Here is a 19,245-nt window from a genome sequence, read left to right as displayed (position 1 = left end):
ACATGGTCTCAAGCCGCCTTCTTGGTCACCGCGATGCCGATTTCGGCCAGTTCGCCGGCCAGCAGCTCCACCAGCTCGGGCAGGCGGGCGCCCACGGTGGGGGTGGGCTCCATGGACAGGTCGAAGGACAGGGGCTCGACCCCGAACAGCACGATGTTCTTGGGCATCATGTCGTGGAAATTCAGCGCGCCCAGCATGTCGGACAGGCCGACCTGATGGGGCGAGATGCGGGTCTTGAAGAAGGCGGGAATCTGGTCGCCGGTCAGCCGCGTGATGGTGCCCGGCTCCTTCTTCGAGCGCATGCAGTCGGCGATGATCAGGTAGTCGGCTTCCGACACCTGGTCCAGGCAATCCATGCCCGATGTGCCGCCGTCGATGACCTCCACCTCCTCGGGCAGATCGTAGAGCTCCACCAGCCTGTTTACGGCGTGGACGCCGATTCCTTCATCGGAGAGCAGGATGTTGCCGACGCCGAGAACAACGATGCGCATGGGCTTCCTCGAGACAAAAAGATCCCCTCCCACCGGGTGGTGGGAGGGGGATTCTACACTTACAGAGCCTTGACCTGCACCACTTCCTTGTTGTCCTCGACCACGTGCACGGCACAGGCCAGGCAGGGGTCGAAGGAGTGGACGGTGCGCAGCACCTCCAGCGGCAACTCGGCGTCGGCGATGGGGTTGTCCATCAGCGAGGCCTCGTAGGGGCCGATGGCGTCGCTGTCGTCGCGCGGGCCGGCGTTCCAGGTGGAGGGCACCACGCACTGGTAGTTGGCGATCTTGCCGTCGCGGATCACCGTCCAGTGGGACAAAAGGCCGCGTGGCGCCTCGTGGAAGCCATAGCCCATGACCTCGCCCTTGGGGAAGGTGGGCTTGTTGAAGGTCTTGGTGTCGCCCTTGCCGATATTGTCGAGCAGGGCCTGCCAGTTCTGCACCATGACCTCCTGCATCACGCCGCAGCGCACGGCGCGGGCGGCGTGACGGCCGATGGTGGAGTGCAGCGCCGCCAGCGGGATCTTGGAACCCAGCAGCGACGAGGCGGTGTCCAGCACCTTGTTGGCGTAGCCGATGGTCGGCTGGTGGCCGGCGGCGACGCCCGCCAGCACACTGGCCAGCGGACCCACCTGGGCGCGCTTGCCGTAGAAGGTGGGGGCCTTCAGCCAGGAATACTTCCCGTCATCCTGGAAGTCGGTGTACTTGGGCACGGTCTCGCCCTTGTAGGGGTGCAGCGGGCCGGGCTTGGAGTATTCGTACCAGGCGTGCTTGACCCCTTCCTCGACGCCGTCGCGCAGGTAAGCGTCGCCGAAGGCGGTGATGGGCTTGTACTGGGCCAGATCGGCGTTGGGGATGTAGCCGCCGGGAACCAGGAACTGGGTGCCCTTGGTATCCATGGGGAAGTCGGGGCACGACAGGTAGTTGGTGACGCCGGCGCCGTACTTGGTCCAGTCGGCGTAGAAGGCGCCGATGGCGGCGATGTCCACCAGATAGACCTTGCGGATGAAGTCACCCAGCGCGTCCATGTGCATCTTGAGCTTCAAGAGGCGCTCGACGGTCAGCACCGACTGGCTGTCGGTGGCGATGGGGTTGGAGACGCCGCCCACCGCCACGTTCTGGATGTGGGGCGACTTGGAGCCCAGCAGGGTGACGATCTTGTTGGCGTGACGCTGGGCGTCCAGGGCCTGGAGATAGTGGGCCACCGCCAGCAGGTTCACTTCCGGCGACAGCTTCATGGCCGGATGGCCCCAATAGCCGTTGGTGAACGGACCCAGCTGGCCCGAGCCCACGAAGCTCTTCAGCTTCTCCAGCGTCTGGACCATGACGTGCTTGTTGTTCAAGGGCCAGTCCGACAGGCTTTCCGCCAGCTGGGCGGTCTTCAGCGGATCGGCCTTCAGCGCCGAGACCACGTCCACCCAGTCGAGCGCCGACAGGTGGTAGAAGTGCACGATGTGATCATGGATGGCGTGGGCCGAGATGATCATGTTGCGGATGAACTGGGCGTTCACCGGCACTTCCAGATTGAGGGCGTTCTCGACCGCGCGGACCGAGGTCATGGCGTGAACGGTGGTGCACACGCCGCAGATGCGCTGGGTGATGGCCCAGGCGTCGCGCGGGTCGCGGCCCAGCAGGATCAGCTCGACGCCGCGCCACATCTGGCCCGACGACCAAGCCTTGGTGACCTTGCCGCCGTCGACCTCGACGTCGATGCGCAGATGGCCTTCAATCCGGGTGATGGGATCGATGGTGATTCTCTTGGACACTGCTCAGGTCTCCTTACTCGGCGGCCGCAGGGGTCGAGTGGCCGGGAAGAATGGGGAATTTCCGGACGAAAATGATGTAGGCGAGCACTTCGATGGCGATCACGCCGATGGTGACCATCATCTCGGGCACGCTGGGGAAATAGTGCCAGCCGGGGCCGGTGTCGTAGGCCACCAGGAAGGCGTCGATACGGTACAGCACCGCGCCGGTCAGCATGCTCAAGGCCGCGGCCAGCAGCTTGGACAGCCGCTTGCGGTTGGCCGGCGAGGACAGCACCACGATCGGATAGACGAACACCGCCATCTCGATCAGGAACATCACGCTCTTGGCGCCCGAGGTGAACACCTTGGTGATGGCGCCGCGCACCATCAGGTCGCCCAGGCGGATGACCAGGTAGGCCACCAGGATGCCCATGATGATCTTGCCGATCTTGGAAAGCATGGGCAGCTCGCCATGGATGTCGCGCTTGAAGCCCACGGCGGCCACCGTCGCTTCGACGATGACGATGGCGAAGCCCATGCACACGGCGGTCAGCAGGAACAGCAGCGGCAGCAGCGGAGTCTGCCACAGCGGATGGATCTGGGCGCCGAACACCACCAGCAGCGATCCCAGCGAGGATTGGTGCATGGTGGGCAGCAGCACGCCCAGGCCGATGAAGAAGAACATCACCTTGTTCAGCTTGAGCTTCAGGTCCTTGAGGCCCAGATGCTCGAGGAAGGCCGGCGAGAACTCGATCCACAGCACGACGATGTAAAGGCTGATGCAGGCGGCCACCTCGAACATCACCGAACCCGGCTGGGCATAGCCCGGCCACAGGATGTGCCAGAAGTTCCAGTAGCGGCCGAGGTCGATCAGCACCGAAAGGCCGCCCAGGGAATAGCCGAACAGCGAGGCGGTCAGCGCCGGACGGACCAGGGGATGGTACTCGCCCCGGTTCATGACGTAGCACACCAGGGCCATGGCGTAGCCGCCGCAGGCGAAGCCGGTGGCGATGACCACGTCCCACACCACCCAGATACCCCAGGGGTAGCCGTTGTTGATGTTGGTGACGGCGCCCAGGCCGTAGATGAAACGCTGGGCCAGGAAGAACAGGGCGATGCCGATCAGCACCGCCAGCACGATGGTGAAGGGGGTGACCAGCGGTCCGCCGATGGCGGCGGGCGAGTGCTTGGCCTTCTTCAGCCGGCTGGCCACCTGGCTGGGAATGGGATGGTTGACCATTACTTGTGCCCCCCTTCCGGATGGTCGAACATGTCGAACTCATCGTCGTCGTGGTGGTCCTTGGAACCCCGCCAGGCGGCGGTGACCAGACCGGCCAGCGCCACCACCGGCAGGATCATCCCGCCATAGAGGGTGTGCTGCATGGTCTCGGAATCGGCGGCGTAGGCCCGTTCCGGCAGACCCATGGGCAGGGCCAGCTTGTCGAAGGCAACCCCGGACAGGTAGCGCACCTGGGTGCCGCCGGCGTCCTTCTGGCCGTAGACGTAATCCACGTATTCGGGCGCCGCCTTTTCGTGCATGTCGCCCGAATCGGGGGTGCGGCGGGGGAAGTTGTTGGGCTCGCCCGGCTTCATGGCCCGGCGGCGGTCGATTTCCTCGGACAACGCCTTGTACGAGCCGAAGATGGTCGCGCCCGTGGGGCAGACCTCGGCGCAGGCGGCGTACTTGCCCTGCTCCATGCGGTGCCGGCACAGCTGGCACTTGGCGATTTCCGGCTTGGGCGTGTCGTACTGGAACTGGGGCACGCCGAAGGGGCAGGCGGCGACGCAGTAGCGGCAGCCGATGCAGGCGTCCTTGTTGTAGGTGACGACACCGTCGGTGGGCCGCTTCTGCATGGCCGAAACCGGACAGGCCGACACGCAGGAGGGGTCGGCGCAGTGCAGGCACGAGCGCTTGACGTGGGCAAAGCCGTTCTCGGCCTTGTCCTTGTTCTCCATGGTGCCCGACTGGTAGACCTTGATGACGTTGTAGGTCTTGCCCGACAGTTCCAGCGGGGTGTCCCACAGCTTTTCGCCGATAGTGTCTTCCAGCGGCAGGTTGTTGGCCTCCTTGCAGGCCGACATGCAGGCCTTGCAGCCGATGCACAGCGTCCCGTCGAACAGCAGGCCGACGGCGTTCTCGGGAACCTTATGGCTTTCCCGCGCTTCGGCGGGAGACGGCGCGAGCGCGGAGCAGGCCGCGACCGCCGCAGCACCTCCCGCCGTCCCCCCCAGGAATTTGCGTCTGGTGATGGTCATGGCGGATTACCCCTGCTTTCCGGAATCCTGGCCGTCTTCGTTCTTGCCCAGATTGCCCACCAGCTTGGCGCCGGCGCCGATGGCCAGGCCGCCGACCGCGGCCACCGTGGCCAGCGCGCCGATGGAGGCTCCGGTGCCCTGCTCCTCGACCACGCGGGGATAGCCCACGGGCGGACGCTGGTTCTGCAACTCGGCCAGGGCGTGGATGGGCTTGTGGAACCCGATGCCCTTTTCGGTACAGCCGATGCAGGGATGCCCGGTGCCCACCGGCCACGAGCCGGAGCCCACGTCGTTGAACAGGATGGCCGGGCAGTTGGCGTAGGTCTCGGGACCCTTGCAGCCCAGCTTGTAGAGGCAATACCCCTTGCGGTGGCCCTCGTCGCCGAATTCCAGCGCGAAGCGGCCGGCGTCGAAATGGGCGCGGCGCTCGCAATTCTCGTGGATGAGGCGGGAATAGGCGAACTTGGGCCGGCCCTTGTCGTCAACCGCCGGCAGGGTGCCGAAGGTCAGGAAGTGCACGACGGTGGACAGGAAGTTGTAGGGATTGGGCGGACAGCCGGGGATGGTCACCACCGGCTTGCCGGCCAGGATTTCCGGCACACCGGTCGAGCCCGTGGGGTTCGGCGGCGTGGACGGCATGCCGCCCCACGAGGCGCAGGAGCCGATGGCGATCACGGCCGCCGCGCCCTCGGCGCATTCCTTGGTCAGCTGCAGCGCGGTCTTGCCGCCCACCTTGCAGTAGATGCCGCCGTCCTTGACCGGAATGGCGCCTTCGACGACCAGGACGTACTTGCCCCAGTTCTTCTTCATGGCGGCTTCGCGGGCGGCCTCCACCTGATGGCCGGCGGCGGCGAACAGCGTCTCGTGGTAGTCGAGCGAGATGATCTCGAGGATCAGCTTCTCGATGGTCGGATGCTCGGCGCGGAGCATGGACTCGGTGCAGCCGGTGCATTCCTGGAAATGCAGCCAGATCACGCTGGGGCGTTCCTTGGCGGTGATGGCCTGGGCGATCTGCGCGTCGGCCCCCTTGGGCAGGCCCATGGTCGCGGCCATGGCGGCGCAGAACTTCAGGAAGTCGCGGCGTTCCAGGTTGAACCGGTTCGCGATCTCGCGGGAAATTTCGGTGTCGTCGTACATTGTCCCCCACCTTGGCTGGCGCGTCGGGCTGCGGAAGTCCGGGGGCAAGATCGCGGAGCCATGCGGGTCCGGGGGTCATGCCCCGGCCGTCCTGCCTCCCTGATGCCTCCCGAATCTTCTTGTTCTCGGTTGTGCGATGCAGTCACCGCAAACACCGTGCCAACTCCAAAGGGTGGGGGCGGTGGGGTAGGGGCGGGACCCTAATCCAGGCGGGCTGGCGGTCTCGGGTGAAGTATGGAATGCGTCAAGAAAGCGGGCTGGGCGGGCGAGTGAAAAGTAACTTTCCGCATGTGATAATTTGGTATTCATTATTCCTTTGAGGCATTGCATATACCGTTCGGTCCTTGCGATAAGTATGCAGCTTGATGATTATCAAGAGGGTGGGATGGGCGATCCTGGATATGGCCCCTTGTGCGGCGAACTGGAGCGGGCCTATGGCCTGCTGGCGGACGTGACCCGTGAACTGGCGCAAGCCGGCGACGACGCGCAGCGTGCCGACGCGGCTCGGCGCCTGGAAGCCGTGCGCGAGCGCATCAAGCGGTGCGAGGGGCGGCTGCTGGTGGTGTCGCTGGGGCAGAAGGCCCCTTGCGATCTCGGGTCGAACTGCTAGCGGCTTTACCGGCAATCACCAGTGACGTGAAACGAGGCGGGCCTTCGCCTTGACGTCCAGGGCGTGAATCAGCAGGGCGCGGGCCTGGGTGTCCAGGGCCGTCGGCTCGGCTTCGGGGTCGGCGCCGAAGATGACGTCGCGGGCGCTGCGCAGTGTGGCCGGGGGAATGTCGGCCGGCTCGACCAGACGCACCCAGGCGAGAATCTGCATGATCAGGGCGCCCAGCGCCGCAACGGCCAGGCCGTGGGATATCCGCCCCTCGATGGACTGGGAGTGGGCGCGGCTCTGATCCCGATGCCATTGGACGATGGCGGCGGCCAGCGCGGCGCCTTGCTCGGCGATTCTCCGGATCTGGGCTCGCTCGAATTCCGACAGGGGCGGGCGCGGCGATGGTCCGGGGCCGGCGTCGGGGCTGTCCGGCGGATTGGCCGCTCCGGTGGCGTCCCTTAAATATTGACGCTGCTCACCCATGGAAGAGCTCTTTCTCGGCAAATTCTAAAACAAATAAGAGCACATACCATCGGCTAGGTCCACATGTGGGAATCCGAAATGGTGTAAGGGCGGTCAGATCACCCCGGATGCTTCGAGTGCGGCCATCTCCTCTTCGTCCAGGCCGAGCCAGCCGGCCAGAACCGGGGCGGTGTCGCCCCCCAGCGGCGGGGGGGCGCGGTCCGAGACCGCCTGGGCACCGTCGAAGCGGATGGGATTGGCCACCAGATCGACGCCGCCGGCCAGCGGGTGCTCGACGCGGGTCTTCATGCCGCGATGGATGACCTGGGGGTCGGCGAACACCCCGGCCAGATCGTTGATGGGGCCGCAGGGCACGCCGGCCTCCTCCAGGTCCTTGATCCACTCGGCCGAGGGACGCGCCGCCAGCAGGCTTTCCAGCAGCGGCACCAGTTCGGCGCGGTTCCTCACCCGCTCGGCATTGGTGGCGTAGCGGGGATCGGTGCCCAGGTCGGGTCGTCCGGCGCTGTCGCAGAACCGGCGGAACTGGCCGTCATTGCCCACCGCCAGGATGATGTGGCCGTCCTTGGTGGCGAAGGCCTGGTAGGGCACGATGTTGGGATGCGCGTTGCCCAGGCGCCTGGGCGTGACGCCGCCCACCAGATAGTTGGAGGCCTGGTTGGCCAGCACCGCCACCTGCACGTCGAGCAGCGCCAGGTCGATATGGCTGCCTTCGCCGGTGCGGTCGCGCCGGGCCAGGGCGGCGAGCACGGCGAAGCCGGCATACATGCCGGTGAAGATGTCGGTCAGCGCCACGCCCACCTTCATGGGCTGGCCGCCGGGCTCGCCGGTCAGGCTCATCAGCCCGCCCATGCCCTGGATCAGGAAGTCGTAGCCCGCCCGTTGGGCATAAGGTCCGTCCTGGCCGAAACCGGTGATGGAGCAATAGACCAGATCGGGCTTCACCGCCTTCAGGGAGGCGTAGTCCAGGCCGTACTTGGCCAGTCCGCCCACCTTGAAGTTCTCCAGCACCACGTCCGCCTTGGCGGCGAGGCGGCGCACCAGGTCCTGGCCCTGGGCCCGAGTGAAGTCGATGGTCACCGAGTGCTTGCCCCGGTTGGCCGACAGGAAATAGGCGGCCTCGCCGGTGTCCTGGCCATCGGCGTCCTTGAGGAAGGGCGGCCCCCAGCCCCTGGTGTCGTCGCCTTCGCCGGGGCGTTCCACCTTGATCACCTCGGCCCCCATGTCGGCCAGCAATTGTCCCGCCCACGGCCCGGCCAGCACCCGGCTGAGGTCGAGAACGCGAAGGTGCGACAGGGGCGCGGTCATGGGGCGGGTCCTTGTGGTGGAGGGAAAAGCCGGGCGAGTGTGAGTGCCGCCACATAACCTTGGAAGGAGTGAGTCATTTATGCAACACCAGTGACTCGCCCGAGGGAAAAGTGAATGTGGTATGAATGCATGTGTTGACGCAATGAATCAGCCTGTGATTCCATCCCCTTCATGTTACAGGAACTTCTCAGCCGTTGTCGTCGCGTCGTCGGACCGATGATCGGGCTTGGCGCCGTGGCGTATTTCACCTACCACACCGTTGAAGGTGATCGCGGAGTGCTGGCCTATTTCCGGCTGCAGGCAGAGATTCTCGAGGCCGAGATGCACCTGTCCCGGGTGGCGTCCGAACGCACCGAGATGGAGCACCGGGTGCAGCTTCTGCGTCCCGACCACCTTGACCCCGACATGCTGGAAGAGCGGGCGCGCATCATGCTGAACATGGGGCGTGAGGGCGAGGTGGTGGTGTTCGACAAGCGCCGCTGACGCGCTCTTTGCTTGCCCCTCGCCGGGCGCTCGCCTCCGCGAGCTTGGCCGCCGCCGCAATGGCGGCCGGGCACGATCCAGGATCGTGCTCCAACTAGCCGCTTTTCTTCGGAACCTTCCTGCACTTCGCCCGGCCCATGCCGGTGATCCGGCATTCGGAGACATCCTCCCACAGGCGGACGACCAGGAAGATCTCCTGTTCCCGATATTCGATCAGCACGTTCTGGAACGACGTGGTCTCCAGAATGGGCCGCGCCGTCAGGTCGCGGAACACCAGCAGCGGGCAGGCCTTGACCCGGTCGCAGATGGCCACCGATTCCAGGCTGATCAGGGTGGTCCCGCGCGAGCGGCCGACGCTGACGCGGATGGGCCGTCCGGCCGCCTTGGCCTTGGCGAAGTGGGGCCGCGCCCATTTCTCGGCGGCCTCCATCTCCGGCGTGCTGGGATCATAGGCGAATTCCACGAAGATGCGGTTGCCTTCCAGGGTTTCGGCCCGGGCCGGGGGAATGGTCAGGGCCAAGGCGGCCATGAGGGTCAGGAGCAGTCCGCGCATGGCTCCCTCATGCCAGAGCGGGGGCTGAAAGTCGATGACATTGGGGGGGGCGGTTGGGGTAGTGTTCCGGCCAAGGGTCCGGCAGTTCGAGGTCAGGTGTGTTCAAGCTTCTCGCCCGCATCGGTATCGACGGCTTCCTGCTGGGGCTGATGTCCATGGTCGCCCTGGCCTGGGTGCTGCCCGATTTCGGCAAAAGCGGCGGGCACCTGCACATGGATGCCATCACCGTCTACGGCGTGGCGCTGGTCTTCCTGCTTTACGGCCTGACACTGCCGCCCGAGCGCATGAAGGCCGGCCTGGTCAACTGGCGCCTGCATCTGGTGGTCCAGACCTCGACCTTCCTGCTGTTTCCCGCCCTGGCCTGGGGGGCGGCCCTGGCCCTGGGCGGGCGGATCGCGCCCGAACTGATGCTGGGCTTCTTCTTTCTTGCCGCCCTGCCCTCCGCCATTTCGTCGTCGGTGGCCATGACCTCCATCGCGCGGGGCAACGTGGCGGGCGCCATCTTCAACGCCACCCTGTCCAGCCTGCTGGGCGTGATCCTGACGCCGCTGTGGGTCAACTGGTACCTTTCTGCGGGCGGCGCCTCGCTGGATCTGGGCCGGGTGCTGGTCAAGATCGTCCTGCTGGTGCTGCTGCCCATCGTGTTGGGGCAGGTGCTGCGGCCCTGGCTGCGGGGCTGGATCGAGCGCAACATGAAATGGCTGAAATCCCTCGACCGCCTGACCATTCTGCTGATCGTCTTCAACTCCTTCTCGGATTCCGTGGCGGAAGGGGTGTGGGACGGGCAGGGCGGCGGCTTCGTCGTCCAGGCCCTGGGCGGGTCGCTGGCCCTGTTCGTCTTGGTCTTCCTGTCGCTGCGCCTGGCCTGCCGGGCAATGGGCTTCAATCGCGAGGACGCTATCGCCGGGGTGTTCTGCGGCACCAAGAAATCCCTGGCCACCGGCGTGCCCATGGCCAAGATCATGTTCGGCGCCTCGCCCGTCCTGGGGCTGATCATCGCGCCCACCATCCTCTATCACCTGATCCAGCTGATCGCCGCCGGCATCATCGCCCGAAGGTGGCAGGACGAGGCGTAATCACATCTTCCTGGGGCTGGGCAGGAAGGCCGAACCGGCCAGGCCCAGCCCCGCCACCGCCGCCGCCATGACGAAGGCGCCGGAAAAACCGCCCCAGGCATCGGCCATCCAGCCGGCGATGGCCGGGCCGACGATCTGGCCCATGGCGAAGACCATGGTGATGGTGCCGAACGAGGCGGCCGCCTGTTCCGGGCCGAGATAGTCGCCCACCGCCGCCGCCATGATGGACGGCACCGCCCACAGCGCCAGCCCGTAGAGCAGGATCGAGGCGTAGAGGAAGGGCTCGGGCAGCGGCGCCGCCACCAGGGCGTAGGCGCAGGCCTGGAAGCCGAACACGATCATCAGCCCGGCCCGGCGGCCCAGGCGGTCCGAAAGGCTGCCGAACACCGGCCCCGAGGCCAAAGACAGCAGGCCGATCCACGACCAGAAAATCCCGGCGGTGGATTCGGGAAAGCCGCGCTCGCGCACCAGGGCGGTGACGATGAAGGTGGCGTAGATGACGTAGCTGAAACCGAAGGCGGCGTAGACCAGACCCAGATGGGCCAGGATGCGGCGCTTGGCGCCGGGCGGCGCGGCCGCCGCGCACAGCGGGGCGACCTCTTCCGTCTTGGCCTGGGCTTCTCCCGTCACCGGCCCCAGGCCCAGTTCCGAGGGGTGGTTGCGGATCACCAGCCAGTCCACCAGGGCCGCCCCCAGCACGATCAGGCCGATGACCAGCCAGGACAGGCGCCAGCCCTCGGCGCCCTGGGCGGCATTGATGGCGGGGACCAGGGCGCCGGCCACCATGATGGCGAAGCCCGATCCGATCACCGCGAAACCGGCGGCGCGGCCCCTGACCCGGCGGCCGAACCAGTGGGCGATCAGACCCATGATGGGGACATTGCTGCCGCCGCTGCCGAAGCCGGTCAGGGCATAAAGAATCATGACCTGATAGAAGCCCCGGGCGTAGGACACCGCCATCATGGACGCCGCCACCAGCACCAGCCCGGCCGCCACGGTGCGCCGCGCGCCCAAAAGCGCCACCATGCGCCCGCCCAGGGTGACGGCCGACAGGTAGCCGATGAAATTGGCGGTCGAGATGGCGCCCATCTCGGAGCGCGACAGGTCCAGCGACGCCCCCATGGAGGGCAGCAGCATGCCCAGCGCGAAGCGACCCATGCCGAGGCAGGCGAACAGCCCGAGACAGCCGGCGGCGACTATGGCCCAGCCGTAATGGAACGGCAGGCGGGCGACGAGGGGGTGCTCTGAACGGTCCGACATTGTTGTCCTGGTCAACTAATCCTCTGATACCTTGGCACGCCGGTCCGGGCATGCCAAGTTGAATGCAACGACCGCAGCGCAGCAACCGGGGACGTTCCATGGCCGCCTATGATTTCGATTTGATCGCCTTGGGCGCCGGTTCCGGTGGCGTGCGGGCCTGCCGCATGGCGGCGCAGGCTGGGCGCAAGGTGGCGGTGGTGGAAAGCAGCCGGGTGGGCGGCACCTGCGTCATGCGCGGCTGCGTGCCCAAGAAGCTGCTGGTCATGGGCGCCAAGTTCGCCGAGGACCTGACCGATTCGCTGGGCTTCGGCTGGAGCCTGGACGGCGCCGATTTCGACTGGGCGCGGCTGGTTTCCGCCAAGAACGAGGAATTGCAGCGCCTGGAAGGCGTCTACATGCGCCTTTTGAAGGAATCGGGCGTCACGGTGGTGGAGGGCAGGGGCCATCTGCTCGACGCCCATACCGTGCAGGTGGGGCTCAAGGTCTATACCGCCGAAACCATCCTGGTGGCCACCGGGGGGCGCCCGGCGCTTCCCCAGGTGCCGGGCATCGAGCACGCGGTGACCTCCAACGAGGCGCTGGACCTGATGCAGTTGCCGGAGCGGGTGGTGATCGTCGGCGGCGGCTATATCGCGGTGGAATTCGCCGGCATCTTCAACGCCCTGGGCAGTGCCGTCACATTGGTGCTGCGCGGCGACACCCTGCTGCGCGGCTTCGACGCCGACATCCGCGCCACCCTGGCCGAGGAGATGGCGACCAAGGGCGTGACCTTGCGCACCACCACCCAGGTGCGGAGCATCGCGCGGCGCGGCCACGGCTATGGGGTCGAACTGTCGGACGGCCAGACCGTCGAGGCCGATCTGGTCATGTACGCCACCGGAAGGGTGCCCAATACCGAGGGCCTGGGCCTGGAACAGGCCGGGGTGGTGCTGAACGCCAAGGGCGCCGTCATGGTGGACCGCCTGTCGCGCACCTCGGTGCGCAACATCTGGGCGGTGGGTGACGTCACCGACCGGGTCAATCTCACCCCCGTGGCCATCAATGAGGCCATGGCCTTCGTGCGCACCGCCTTTCTCGGCCAGAGCACGGCCATGGATTACGACAACATCCCGTCGGCGGTGTTCTCCCTGCCACCGGTGGGCACGGTGGGGCTGACCGAGGCGGAAGCGGCCAGGCGCTATGGCGCCGTCGACGTCTATCTCACCCGCTTCAAGCCCATGCGCAACATCCTGGCCGGCCGCGACGAACGCACCATGATGAAGCTGGTGGTCGACCGCGCCACCGACCGGGTGCTGGGCCTGCACATGGTGGGGGCCGATTCCCCGGAAATCGTCCAGGGCTTTGCCGTGGCGCTGAAATGCGGCGCCACCAAGGCCCAGTTCGATTCCACGGTGGGCATTCACCCCACGGCGGCCGAGGAATTCGTCACCCTGCGGGAAAAGCGGGCGGAGAATGGCCGTGCTTGAGTACGATTTTCCCCTGTGGCGTCCGCCGTCGGAAGGCGACAACCTGATCATCCAGGCGACGCTGGGCTGCCGCTACAACCAGTGCAGCTTCTGCTCCATGTACAAGACCAAGACCTACCGGGCGCGAAGCCTGGACGAGGTCTTCGCCGACATCGACGAGGCGGCGCGCGACTGGCCCGACGCGCATCGGGTGTTCCTGGCCGACGGCGACGCCTATTGCCTGCCCACCGCGACCCTGGCCGCCATCTGCGACCATCTGGCGCTGCGCTTTCCGGCCTTGCAGCGCATCTCCGCCTACGCAACCCCGTTCGACATCCTGGGCAAGAGTCCAGAAGACATCGCGCTGTTGAAGTCCAAGCGGCTGGGGCTGGTCTATCTCGGCATCGAAACCGGCTCGGACGCGCTGTTGAAGCGCATCGCCAAGGGCTCGGCGAAGCAGATGGAGGCGGCGCTGGCCAAGGCGCGGGAGTGCGGCCTCAAGGTTTCGGCCACGGTGATCCTGGGCCTGGGCGGCAAGACCGGCTGGGAAGCGCATATGGACGAGACCGCCGATCTGGTCAACCGGGCGCCGCCGGTCTATCTCTCCACCCTGCAACTGGGGCTGGAAACCAATGTGGCACCCCGCTTCTTCGAGCGCTTCGGCGAGGAGTTCCAGTGGCAGGACGATCGCGGCGTGCTGGTGGAACTGCGCCGTCTGCTCGAGCGCCTCGCCCCGCCGGCCCCGGTGATCTTCCGCTCCAACCACGCCAGCAACGCCCTGGCCCTGGCCGGCAATCTGCCCCGGGACAAGGACAAGCTGCTGGCCCGCATCGACGCCGCCCTGGACGAGGGCGCCGGCGTACGGCCCCGGTGGATCCGGGGGTTTTAGGGAGCTATTGGGCTATCGCCCAAACCCATCCGGGGCGATGCCCCGGCCCCCCTTTTGATTTTCAAATAAGAAGAGGGCTCGGGAGGCCATGCCTCCCGATGGGGGATCGGGGGCAAACGCCCCCGAAATAATCCTAGGCCTTGCCGATCCGCTTGGCCGCCGCCAGCAGCAGGGCGTCCGAGCCGCGCGGGCCGATCAGGGACAGGCCCACCGGCAGGCCGCCGGCCTTGCACAGCGGCAGGCTGATCTGCGGGCAGCCGGCCATGCCGGCGATGGTGGTCAGGCTGACGATGCGGTGCCGGATCTCCCACATCACCGAGCGGGGCGAGTGGACGGGCGGCGCGGTGACGGGCGTGGTGGGCAGCACCAGCACGGCATTGCCTTCCAGCGCCTCCTGCACCCAGCGCTTGGCCCGCAGGCGGAAGCCGCGGGCCGCGGAAAGCGTCCGCTGCGACACCTTGGAGCCGCGCAGGAAGTTGTCCGCCACCTCGAAGCCGAAGCGGGGATTGGAATTGTTGATCCACTCGCCGAAGGTTTCCCAGGCCTCGCGGCCCTGGATGGCGTTCTGGTGCTCGACCCAGTCGGCCAGCGGCACGGGCGAGAGCTTGCGGCCGCGCACGATGGGGGCGACCGCTTCGGCGATGCGCGGCAGGGCCGCCTCGATGGCGGCGGCGACGGCAGGGTCCGAGGCCTCCATGGCGTCTTCCAGCACCACGGCCTGGGCTGGGCGGACGTCCTTGATCTTCTTGCGCAGCAGCGCTTCGCCCATACGGCTGAGAATGTCCGGATCGTCGGCCAGCAGGCCGACGGTGTCGAAGGTGTTGGACTGGGACAGCACGCCGTCCATGGGAATGACGCCCAGCGTCGGGCGCAGGCCGAACACGCCGCAGAACGACGCCGGCACGCGGGTCGACCCGGCGGTGTCGGTGCCCAGCGCCATGGAGCAAAGCCCGCCGGCAACGGCGGCGGCCGAACCGCTGGAGGAGCCGCCGGGCACATGGCCGGGGGCGCGGGGATTGTCGGGGGTGCCGTAATGGGAATTGTCGCCGAAGATGCCGCGCGTCAGCTCGTCGGTGTGGGTCTTGCCCACCAGACGGGCGCCCGATTCCAGCAGGGCGCTCACCGCCCAGGCGGTGTGCCTGGCCGGCTCGGCCAAGCGGCGCCAGTCGGGATTGCCCGCCCCGGTGACATAGCCCGCGACGTCGAAGACGTCCTTGGCGGCGAAGGTGAGGCCGGCCAGCGGCCCGGTCTCGGCACCGTTCAGATAGACGTCGCCACCCAGAGCGAATGCGTTCAGCGGATCATGCATGTCGGAAAGCCCCCACTACATCGCCGCAGGCGCGGCCTGTAGGGAAAAATACCAGATCACCGGACGGGGTCCAGTCCCATGGCGGCATTGCGGGAATGTCCGGGGGGCAGGGCTATTCGGCGGCGGTGGTCTCCGCGACCTTGAGGTGCTCCTTGTAGTACTTGATCTTGCGCGCCGCATCCAAGGCGGGGGGCGCGAAGAAGAAGCCCTGGGCATATTCGACGCCCACATCCCTGAGGATGTTGACCATGGAACTGTCCTCGATGCATTCGCCGATGGCGGTCATGCCCAGTTCGTGGGTCAGGCTGACCATGGCGCGCAACACCGAGCGGCCCCGCTTTTCCCGCGCGTCGAAGATATAGTCGCGGTCGATCTTGACGTAATCGGCGGGCAGGATCTTCAGGATGTCGAAGGCCGCGCCGCCCGAGCCGAAATCGTCCAGCGACAGGCGCACGCCCATGCGCTTGATGCGGGCCAGCAGGCGCCTGGCCTCGTCCAGGTTGTAGATCCGGGCCACGTCGGTGATTTCCAGCACCAATCGGGCGAGAACCGGCTTGTTCTCCTCCAGGATCTTGATCAGGGAGTGGTAGAAGGCGGGATTGCCCAGCGAGGTGCCCGACACGTTGACGGCGATGGAGGCCAGAGACGAGATGTCGGTCCCGGTCTTCATGGCGAGCAGCGCCTTCTTCACCGCCATGAGGTCGAATTCGCCGATGACGCCCACATCGGTGGCGAAGGGGATGATCTGGCTGGGCGCGAAGAAACCCTTGTCGTGGGCGATGCGGCCGAACGCCTCGTAGGCCAGCACGGTGCCGGTGGACACGTTGACCATGGGCTGGAAGAAGAAGGCCAGCTTGTCGCTGCGGATCATCTTGCGGAAGTTGCGCACCCGCACCAGGGTGTCTTCCACCGCCACCTTGGCGCCCTCGGCCAGGGACTTGATGGCGAACTTGGCGCTGTCCCTGACGAAGCCGTTGATGATGAAGGTCAGAGCCTTGCCCAGATCCTCCTCGGACATGGAGGAATCGTCCATGTCCAGCGAGGCGCTGTGCATCTTGAGGTTGGCGCCCTTGACCTTGCCGCTGAACTGGCGGAAGACCTCGTTGACCTTCTCGTGGACATCCCCTGAGCTCATGGAATGGTCGTGGACCAGGCCGAAGGCCCGCTCGTTCAGCGCCCCGGCCGAGCTTTGGCGCACCGAACACCCCTCCAGGGTATGGTGGAGCGTCGAGAAGAAGCTCTGCAGCAGGGCCGGTTCGGTGCCGCCGAACTTGGAGGCCGACAGGTCGAACATGGTGAGCGTGTAGTCCTCGCCCAGGCGGTTGGCCTCGTTCAGGCGCTGGCGCACCATGTCGACGAAGCGCACGCGGGGGTCGGCGGTCTGGCCGGACTGATCATTCTCGCTGGTGGCGATGGGCGAGATGCGCGACAGCACCAGATGGTAGCCGGTGGGAAACTGGGGCAGCTTGATGCCGGCCATGCGCATGCGCGACACCGCCCCCGAGGCGCCGATCATGGACAGCGGCGTATGGTCCAGGCGCCCGGAATTCCGAAGGCGCTGAATGGCGTCGCTGAACTTGTCCCGATCGCGGGTGAAGATGAAGTCGGACAGCGGACGGCCCAGCAGTTCCGCGTCGGAAATGCCGTACAGCGCCTCGCCCGCCCCGGCGGAATAGGTGACGACGTCCTCGTCGTTCATCTCCAGCAGCAGGTCGGCTCCGGCGAACGCGAAGGCGATGAAGCGGTCCCGCTGCAGCTTCAGCTTTTCAACAAGTGATCCATCCCCGCTTCCCATAGCCTTCCCGACCTCCGAAGCATTTTTCGCCCAAGGTACTACCCCCCCCCACAACTAAGTTACAAAATGACACATATCGTTTCAACATGATTACGCATTTCGGACAGTGGGGCATACGGATGGGTGGGCGTCCCCGGGACTTACGCTCAGGCGGGCGGCGGCAGATTGCCGCAGTTTCGTCAATAAGCAATCCGGTACTCAAATGCGCATTTTTTTCCTGGCGTAATGCGTTGCTCTCGGGTTAAATAGCTCATTAGATAGGCTACGCGGCGGAACAAGCCGTGAGCTGCTTCTGGGAGGAAAATGAATGCGTAACCTCATGAAATGGGGCGCGACGGCCGTCGTCGTCGCCGGTTGCTCCACCTTCGCCGGTCTGGCCCAGGCCGCCGATCCCATCAAGATCGGCTCCATCCTGTCGGTCACCGGTCCGGCCTCCTTCCTGGGCGAGCCCGAGAAGAAGACGCTGGAAATGTATGTCGAGCGCATCAACAAGGAAGGCGGCGTGATGGGCCGCAAGATCGAGCTGGTCGTCTATGACGACGGCGGCGCCGGCGAGAAGGCCTCCACCTTCACCAAGCGTCTGATCGAAAGCGACAAGGTCGATCTGCTGATCGGCGGCTCTACCACCGCCACCACCATGGCCGCCGTGCCGCTGGCCGAGCGCAACGAGGTGCCGTTCATCTCGCTGGCCGGCGCCGTGGTCATCGTCGAGCCGGTGAAGAAGTGGGTGTTCAAGACTCCCCATACCGACAAGATGGCCGCCGAGAAGGTGTTCGCCGACATGAAGAAGCGCGGCATCACCAAGATCGGCATGATCTCGGAGGACGCCGGCTTCGGCAAGTCGGGCCGCGACCAGTCCATGGCCGTGGTCAAGAATTTCGGTATCGAAGTGGTCGCCGACGAGATCTACTCGCCCAAGGACCCCGACGTCACCGCCCAGCTGACCAAGATCAAGAACGCCCCCGGCGTCCAGGCCGTGTTCAACTTCGGCTTCGGCCAGGGTCCGGCCATCGTCACCAAGAACTTCAAGCAGCTGGGCATCGCGCTGCCGCTGTACCAGTCGCATGGCGTGGCCTCCAAGGACTTCATCAAGCTGGCCGGCGACGCCGCCGAGGGAATCCGCCTGCCGGCCGCCGGTCTGGTGGTTCCCGACCAGCTGCCCGCCACCGACCCGCAGAAGCCGGTGGTGACCGCCTTCAAGAAGGATTACGAGACCGCCTTCAAGTCGGACGTCTCGACCTTCGCGGGCCACGCCTATGACGGTCTGCAGATCGCCCTCGCCGCCATCAACCGCGCCAAGTCCACCGACAAGGCCAAGGTCCGCGACGAGATCGAGAAGACGTCCGGTTACGTGGGTACCGGTGGCCTGGTTTCCATGAGCCCCACCGATCACATGGGCCTTTCGCCGTCGGCTTTCCACATGGTGGAAATCCGCAAGGGTGACTGGCTCCTGAGCAACTGATCCGACGGTTTGCCGGAGGTTCCGCCTTTCCTTTCGGGGAAAGGCGGGCCATCGGACGACCCCTGCCCAAGGGAGTTGGGGAAGCATGTTCGCCGCATTTCTGCAGTATCTGTTTTCCGGGTTGACGTCGGGCGCCATCTACGCGCTGGCCGGCCTCGGATTCGCCATCATCTACAACGCCAGCCACGTGATCAATTTCGCCCAGGGCGAGTTCATCATGATCGGCGGCATGGCGACGGCCACCATGGTGGCTGCCGGCGTGCCGATCTATCTGGCCATCCCGCTGGCCATGGTCGCGTCCATGCTGGTGGGCGTCGCCATGGAGAAATTTGCGGTCGAACCGGCGCGCAACGCCGACGTTGTCACCATCATCATCATCACCATCGGCGCGTCCATCTTCCTGCGCGGCGCCGCCCAGATCATCTGGGACAAGGAATTCCACTCCCTGCCGGCCTTCTCGGGCGAGACGCCCATCGCCGTGCTGGGCGCCACCCTGATGCCGCAGAGCCTGTGGGTGTTCGGCATCTCGGCCGTTGCCATCGCGGGGCTGTGGTACTTCTTCAACCGCACCATGTTCGGCAAGGCCATGCTGGGCACCTCCCACAACCGCCTGGCCGCCCAGCTGGTGGGCGTGGCGGTGAAGAAGGTGCTGCTGGCCAGCTTCGCCCTGTCGGCCCTCCTGGGCGCGGTGGGCGGCATCGTGGTCACCCCCATCACCTTCACCAATTACGAGGCGGGCATCATGCTGGGGCTCAAGGGCTTCTCGGCGGCGGTGCTGGGCGGCCTGGGCAACGGCACGGGCGCCATCGTCGGCGGCCTGATCGTCGGCATCGCCGAGGCCATGGCTTCGGGCTACCTGTCGTCGGCCTACAAGGACGCCATCGCCTTCATCATCATTCTCTTCGTTCTGTTCTTCATGCCCAGCGGCCTGTTCGGCAAGCGCGGCACGGATCGGGTGTGA

The 19,245-nt window shown here is 66.1% G+C and carries 18 protein-coding genes; 7 read left to right on the top strand and 11 right to left on the bottom strand.

The genetic code is table 11. The annotated features are described in order from the left end of the window. Positions 1 to 8 precede the first annotated feature (8 nt). The 5 genes from WV31_RS21090 to WV31_RS21070 are packed head-to-tail and all read right to left on the bottom strand — an operon-like array spanning position 9 to position 5,626. Complete coding sequence (locus tag WV31_RS21090) at positions 9 to 491, bottom strand: HyaD/HybD family hydrogenase maturation endopeptidase (RefSeq protein ID WP_085375362.1); 483 nt, start codon at positions 489 to 491, stop codon at positions 9 to 11. A gap of 59 nt (positions 492 to 550) precedes the next feature. After that, the gene (locus WV31_RS21085) at positions 551 to 2,254 is read right to left on the bottom strand and encodes a nickel-dependent hydrogenase large subunit (RefSeq protein WP_085375361.1); all 1,704 of its coding nucleotides are present in this window, start codon (positions 2,252 to 2,254) and stop codon (positions 551 to 553) included. Between the two features lie 13 nt (positions 2,255 to 2,267). After that, entirely contained in the window at positions 2,268 to 3,473 is a 1,206-nt protein-coding gene (gene hybB / locus WV31_RS21080; protein WP_085375360.1) for a Ni/Fe-hydrogenase cytochrome b subunit, read from the bottom strand. After that, entirely contained in the window at positions 3,473 to 4,489 is a 1,017-nt protein-coding gene (gene hybA / locus WV31_RS21075) for a hydrogenase 2 operon protein HybA (protein ID WP_085375359.1), read from the bottom strand. Before hybA ends, hybB begins: the two co-directional genes overlap by 1 nt. Before the next feature lie 6 nt (positions 4,490 to 4,495). Continuing rightward, on the bottom strand, positions 4,496 to 5,626 hold the full coding sequence (locus WV31_RS21070) for a hydrogenase small subunit (protein ID WP_085375358.1): 1,131 nt from the start codon (positions 5,624 to 5,626) through the stop codon (positions 4,496 to 4,498). A gap of 385 nt (positions 5,627 to 6,011) precedes the next feature. Between WV31_RS21070 and WV31_RS21065 the strand changes: the two genes are divergently transcribed. Beyond that, complete coding sequence (locus tag WV31_RS21065) at positions 6,012 to 6,236, top strand: hypothetical protein (RefSeq protein ID WP_085375357.1); 225 nt, start codon at positions 6,012 to 6,014, stop codon at positions 6,234 to 6,236. Positions 6,237 to 6,251: 15 nt separating this feature from the next. Here the strand turns inward: WV31_RS21065 and WV31_RS21060 are convergent, their stop codons facing one another. Both WV31_RS21060 and WV31_RS21055 read right to left on the bottom strand, forming a co-directional pair. After that, positions 6,252 to 6,707, bottom strand: coding sequence for a hypothetical protein (locus WV31_RS21060; RefSeq protein ID WP_085375356.1), 456 nt, complete (start codon positions 6,705 to 6,707; stop codon positions 6,252 to 6,254). Between the two features lie 93 nt (positions 6,708 to 6,800). Beyond that, the gene (locus WV31_RS21055; RefSeq protein WP_085375355.1) at positions 6,801 to 8,012 is read right to left on the bottom strand and encodes a CaiB/BaiF CoA transferase family protein; all 1,212 of its coding nucleotides are present in this window, start codon (positions 8,010 to 8,012) and stop codon (positions 6,801 to 6,803) included. Positions 8,013 to 8,228: 216 nt separating this feature from the next. Between WV31_RS21055 and WV31_RS21050 the strand changes: the two genes are divergently transcribed. Next, positions 8,229 to 8,495, top strand: coding sequence for an FtsB family cell division protein (locus WV31_RS21050; protein WP_068435911.1), 267 nt, complete (start codon positions 8,229 to 8,231; stop codon positions 8,493 to 8,495). Between the two features lie 94 nt (positions 8,496 to 8,589). Here WV31_RS21050 and WV31_RS21045 read toward each other — a convergent pair whose 3' ends face one another. Continuing rightward, positions 8,590 to 9,048, bottom strand: coding sequence for a hypothetical protein (locus tag WV31_RS21045; RefSeq protein WP_085375354.1), 459 nt, complete (start codon positions 9,046 to 9,048; stop codon positions 8,590 to 8,592). Between the two features lie 98 nt (positions 9,049 to 9,146). On the opposite strand from WV31_RS21045, the gene WV31_RS21040 reads away from it, so the two are divergent. After that, positions 9,147 to 10,124, top strand: coding sequence for a bile acid:sodium symporter family protein (locus tag WV31_RS21040; RefSeq protein WP_085375353.1), 978 nt, complete (start codon positions 9,147 to 9,149; stop codon positions 10,122 to 10,124). Here WV31_RS21040 and WV31_RS21035 read toward each other — a convergent pair whose 3' ends face one another. Continuing rightward, positions 10,125 to 11,384: an MFS transporter gene (locus tag WV31_RS21035; protein ID WP_085375352.1), complete on the bottom strand. Its 1,260-nt coding sequence runs from the start codon at positions 11,382 to 11,384 to the stop codon at positions 10,125 to 10,127. A gap of 98 nt (positions 11,385 to 11,482) precedes the next feature. Between WV31_RS21035 and gor the strand changes: the two genes are divergently transcribed. Further along, a complete protein-coding gene (gene gor / locus WV31_RS21030; RefSeq protein WP_085375351.1) occupies positions 11,483 to 12,850 on the top strand; it encodes a glutathione-disulfide reductase in 1,368 nt (455 codons plus the stop codon). Next, on the top strand, positions 12,843 to 13,718 hold the full coding sequence (locus WV31_RS21025; protein WP_145980936.1) for a radical SAM protein: 876 nt from the start codon (positions 12,843 to 12,845) through the stop codon (positions 13,716 to 13,718). The genes gor and WV31_RS21025 overlap by 8 nt, the downstream gene beginning before the upstream one ends. Before the next feature lie 133 nt (positions 13,719 to 13,851). Here the strand turns inward: WV31_RS21025 and WV31_RS21020 are convergent, their stop codons facing one another. Beyond that, positions 13,852 to 15,027, bottom strand: a complete 1,176-nt coding sequence (locus tag WV31_RS21020) for an amidase (protein WP_085375349.1) — start codon at positions 15,025 to 15,027, stop codon at positions 13,852 to 13,854. A 112-nt stretch (positions 15,028 to 15,139) separates the two neighbouring features. Beyond that, positions 15,140 to 16,822 (bottom strand): sensor domain-containing phosphodiesterase, encoded by a 1,683-nt coding sequence (locus WV31_RS21015; protein WP_085375348.1) that lies wholly within the window; start codon positions 16,820 to 16,822, stop codon positions 15,140 to 15,142. A 307-nt stretch (positions 16,823 to 17,129) separates the two neighbouring features. On the opposite strand from WV31_RS21015, the gene WV31_RS21010 reads away from it, so the two are divergent. Together WV31_RS21010 and WV31_RS21005 are read left to right on the top strand one after the other, a co-directional pair. Next, positions 17,130 to 18,284 carry an ABC transporter substrate-binding protein gene (locus WV31_RS21010; protein ID WP_085375347.1) on the top strand — a complete coding sequence of 385 codons (1,155 nt, stop codon included), beginning with the start codon at positions 17,130 to 17,132 and terminating at the stop codon, positions 18,282 to 18,284. Positions 18,285 to 18,369: 85 nt separating this feature from the next. Beyond that, entirely contained in the window at positions 18,370 to 19,245 is an 876-nt protein-coding gene (locus WV31_RS21005) for a branched-chain amino acid ABC transporter permease (protein WP_085375346.1), read from the top strand.

The sequence above is a fragment of the Magnetospirillum sp. ME-1 genome, assembly GCF_002105535.1.
Taxonomy (GTDB): domain Bacteria; phylum Pseudomonadota; class Alphaproteobacteria; order Rhodospirillales; family Magnetospirillaceae; genus Phaeospirillum.
The sequence above is the reverse complement of the archived record's forward strand: the minus strand, read 5'-3'. Positions and strand labels throughout refer to the sequence as shown.

Excerpts from the sequence above, each read along its gene's own strand:
- WV31_RS21090 (WP_085375362.1), bottom strand. The coding sequence starts at position 491 with ATGCGCATCGTTGTTCTCGGCGTCGGCAACATCCTGCTCTCCGATGAA.
- hybB (WP_085375360.1), bottom strand. The coding sequence starts at position 3,473 with ATGGTCAACCATCCCATTCCCAGCCAGGTGGCCAGCCGGCTGAAGAAG.
- hybA (WP_085375359.1), bottom strand. The coding sequence starts at position 4,489 with ATGACCATCACCAGACGCAAATTCCTGGGGGGGACGGCGGGAGGTGCT.
- WV31_RS21070 (WP_085375358.1), bottom strand. The coding sequence starts at position 5,626 with ATGTACGACGACACCGAAATTTCCCGCGAGATCGCGAACCGGTTCAAC.
- WV31_RS21065 (WP_085375357.1), top strand. The coding sequence starts at position 6,012 with ATGGGCGATCCTGGATATGGCCCCTTGTGCGGCGAACTGGAGCGGGCC.
- WV31_RS21060 (WP_085375356.1), bottom strand. The coding sequence starts at position 6,707 with ATGGGTGAGCAGCGTCAATATTTAAGGGACGCCACCGGAGCGGCCAAT.
- WV31_RS21055 (WP_085375355.1), bottom strand. The coding sequence starts at position 8,012 with ATGACCGCGCCCCTGTCGCACCTTCGCGTTCTCGACCTCAGCCGGGTG.
- WV31_RS21050 (WP_068435911.1), top strand. The coding sequence starts at position 8,229 with ATGATCGGGCTTGGCGCCGTGGCGTATTTCACCTACCACACCGTTGAA.
- WV31_RS21045 (WP_085375354.1), bottom strand. The coding sequence starts at position 9,048 with ATGCGCGGACTGCTCCTGACCCTCATGGCCGCCTTGGCCCTGACCATT.
- WV31_RS21035 (WP_085375352.1), bottom strand. The coding sequence starts at position 11,384 with ATGTCGGACCGTTCAGAGCACCCCCTCGTCGCCCGCCTGCCGTTCCAT.
- gor (WP_085375351.1), top strand. The coding sequence starts at position 11,483 with ATGGCCGCCTATGATTTCGATTTGATCGCCTTGGGCGCCGGTTCCGGT.
- WV31_RS21020 (WP_085375349.1), bottom strand. The coding sequence starts at position 15,027 with ATGCATGATCCGCTGAACGCATTCGCTCTGGGTGGCGACGTCTATCTG.
- WV31_RS21015 (WP_085375348.1), bottom strand. The coding sequence starts at position 16,822 with ATGGGAAGCGGGGATGGATCACTTGTTGAAAAGCTGAAGCTGCAGCGG.
- WV31_RS21010 (WP_085375347.1), top strand. The coding sequence starts at position 17,130 with ATGCGTAACCTCATGAAATGGGGCGCGACGGCCGTCGTCGTCGCCGGT.
- WV31_RS21005 (WP_085375346.1), top strand. The coding sequence starts at position 18,370 with ATGTTCGCCGCATTTCTGCAGTATCTGTTTTCCGGGTTGACGTCGGGC.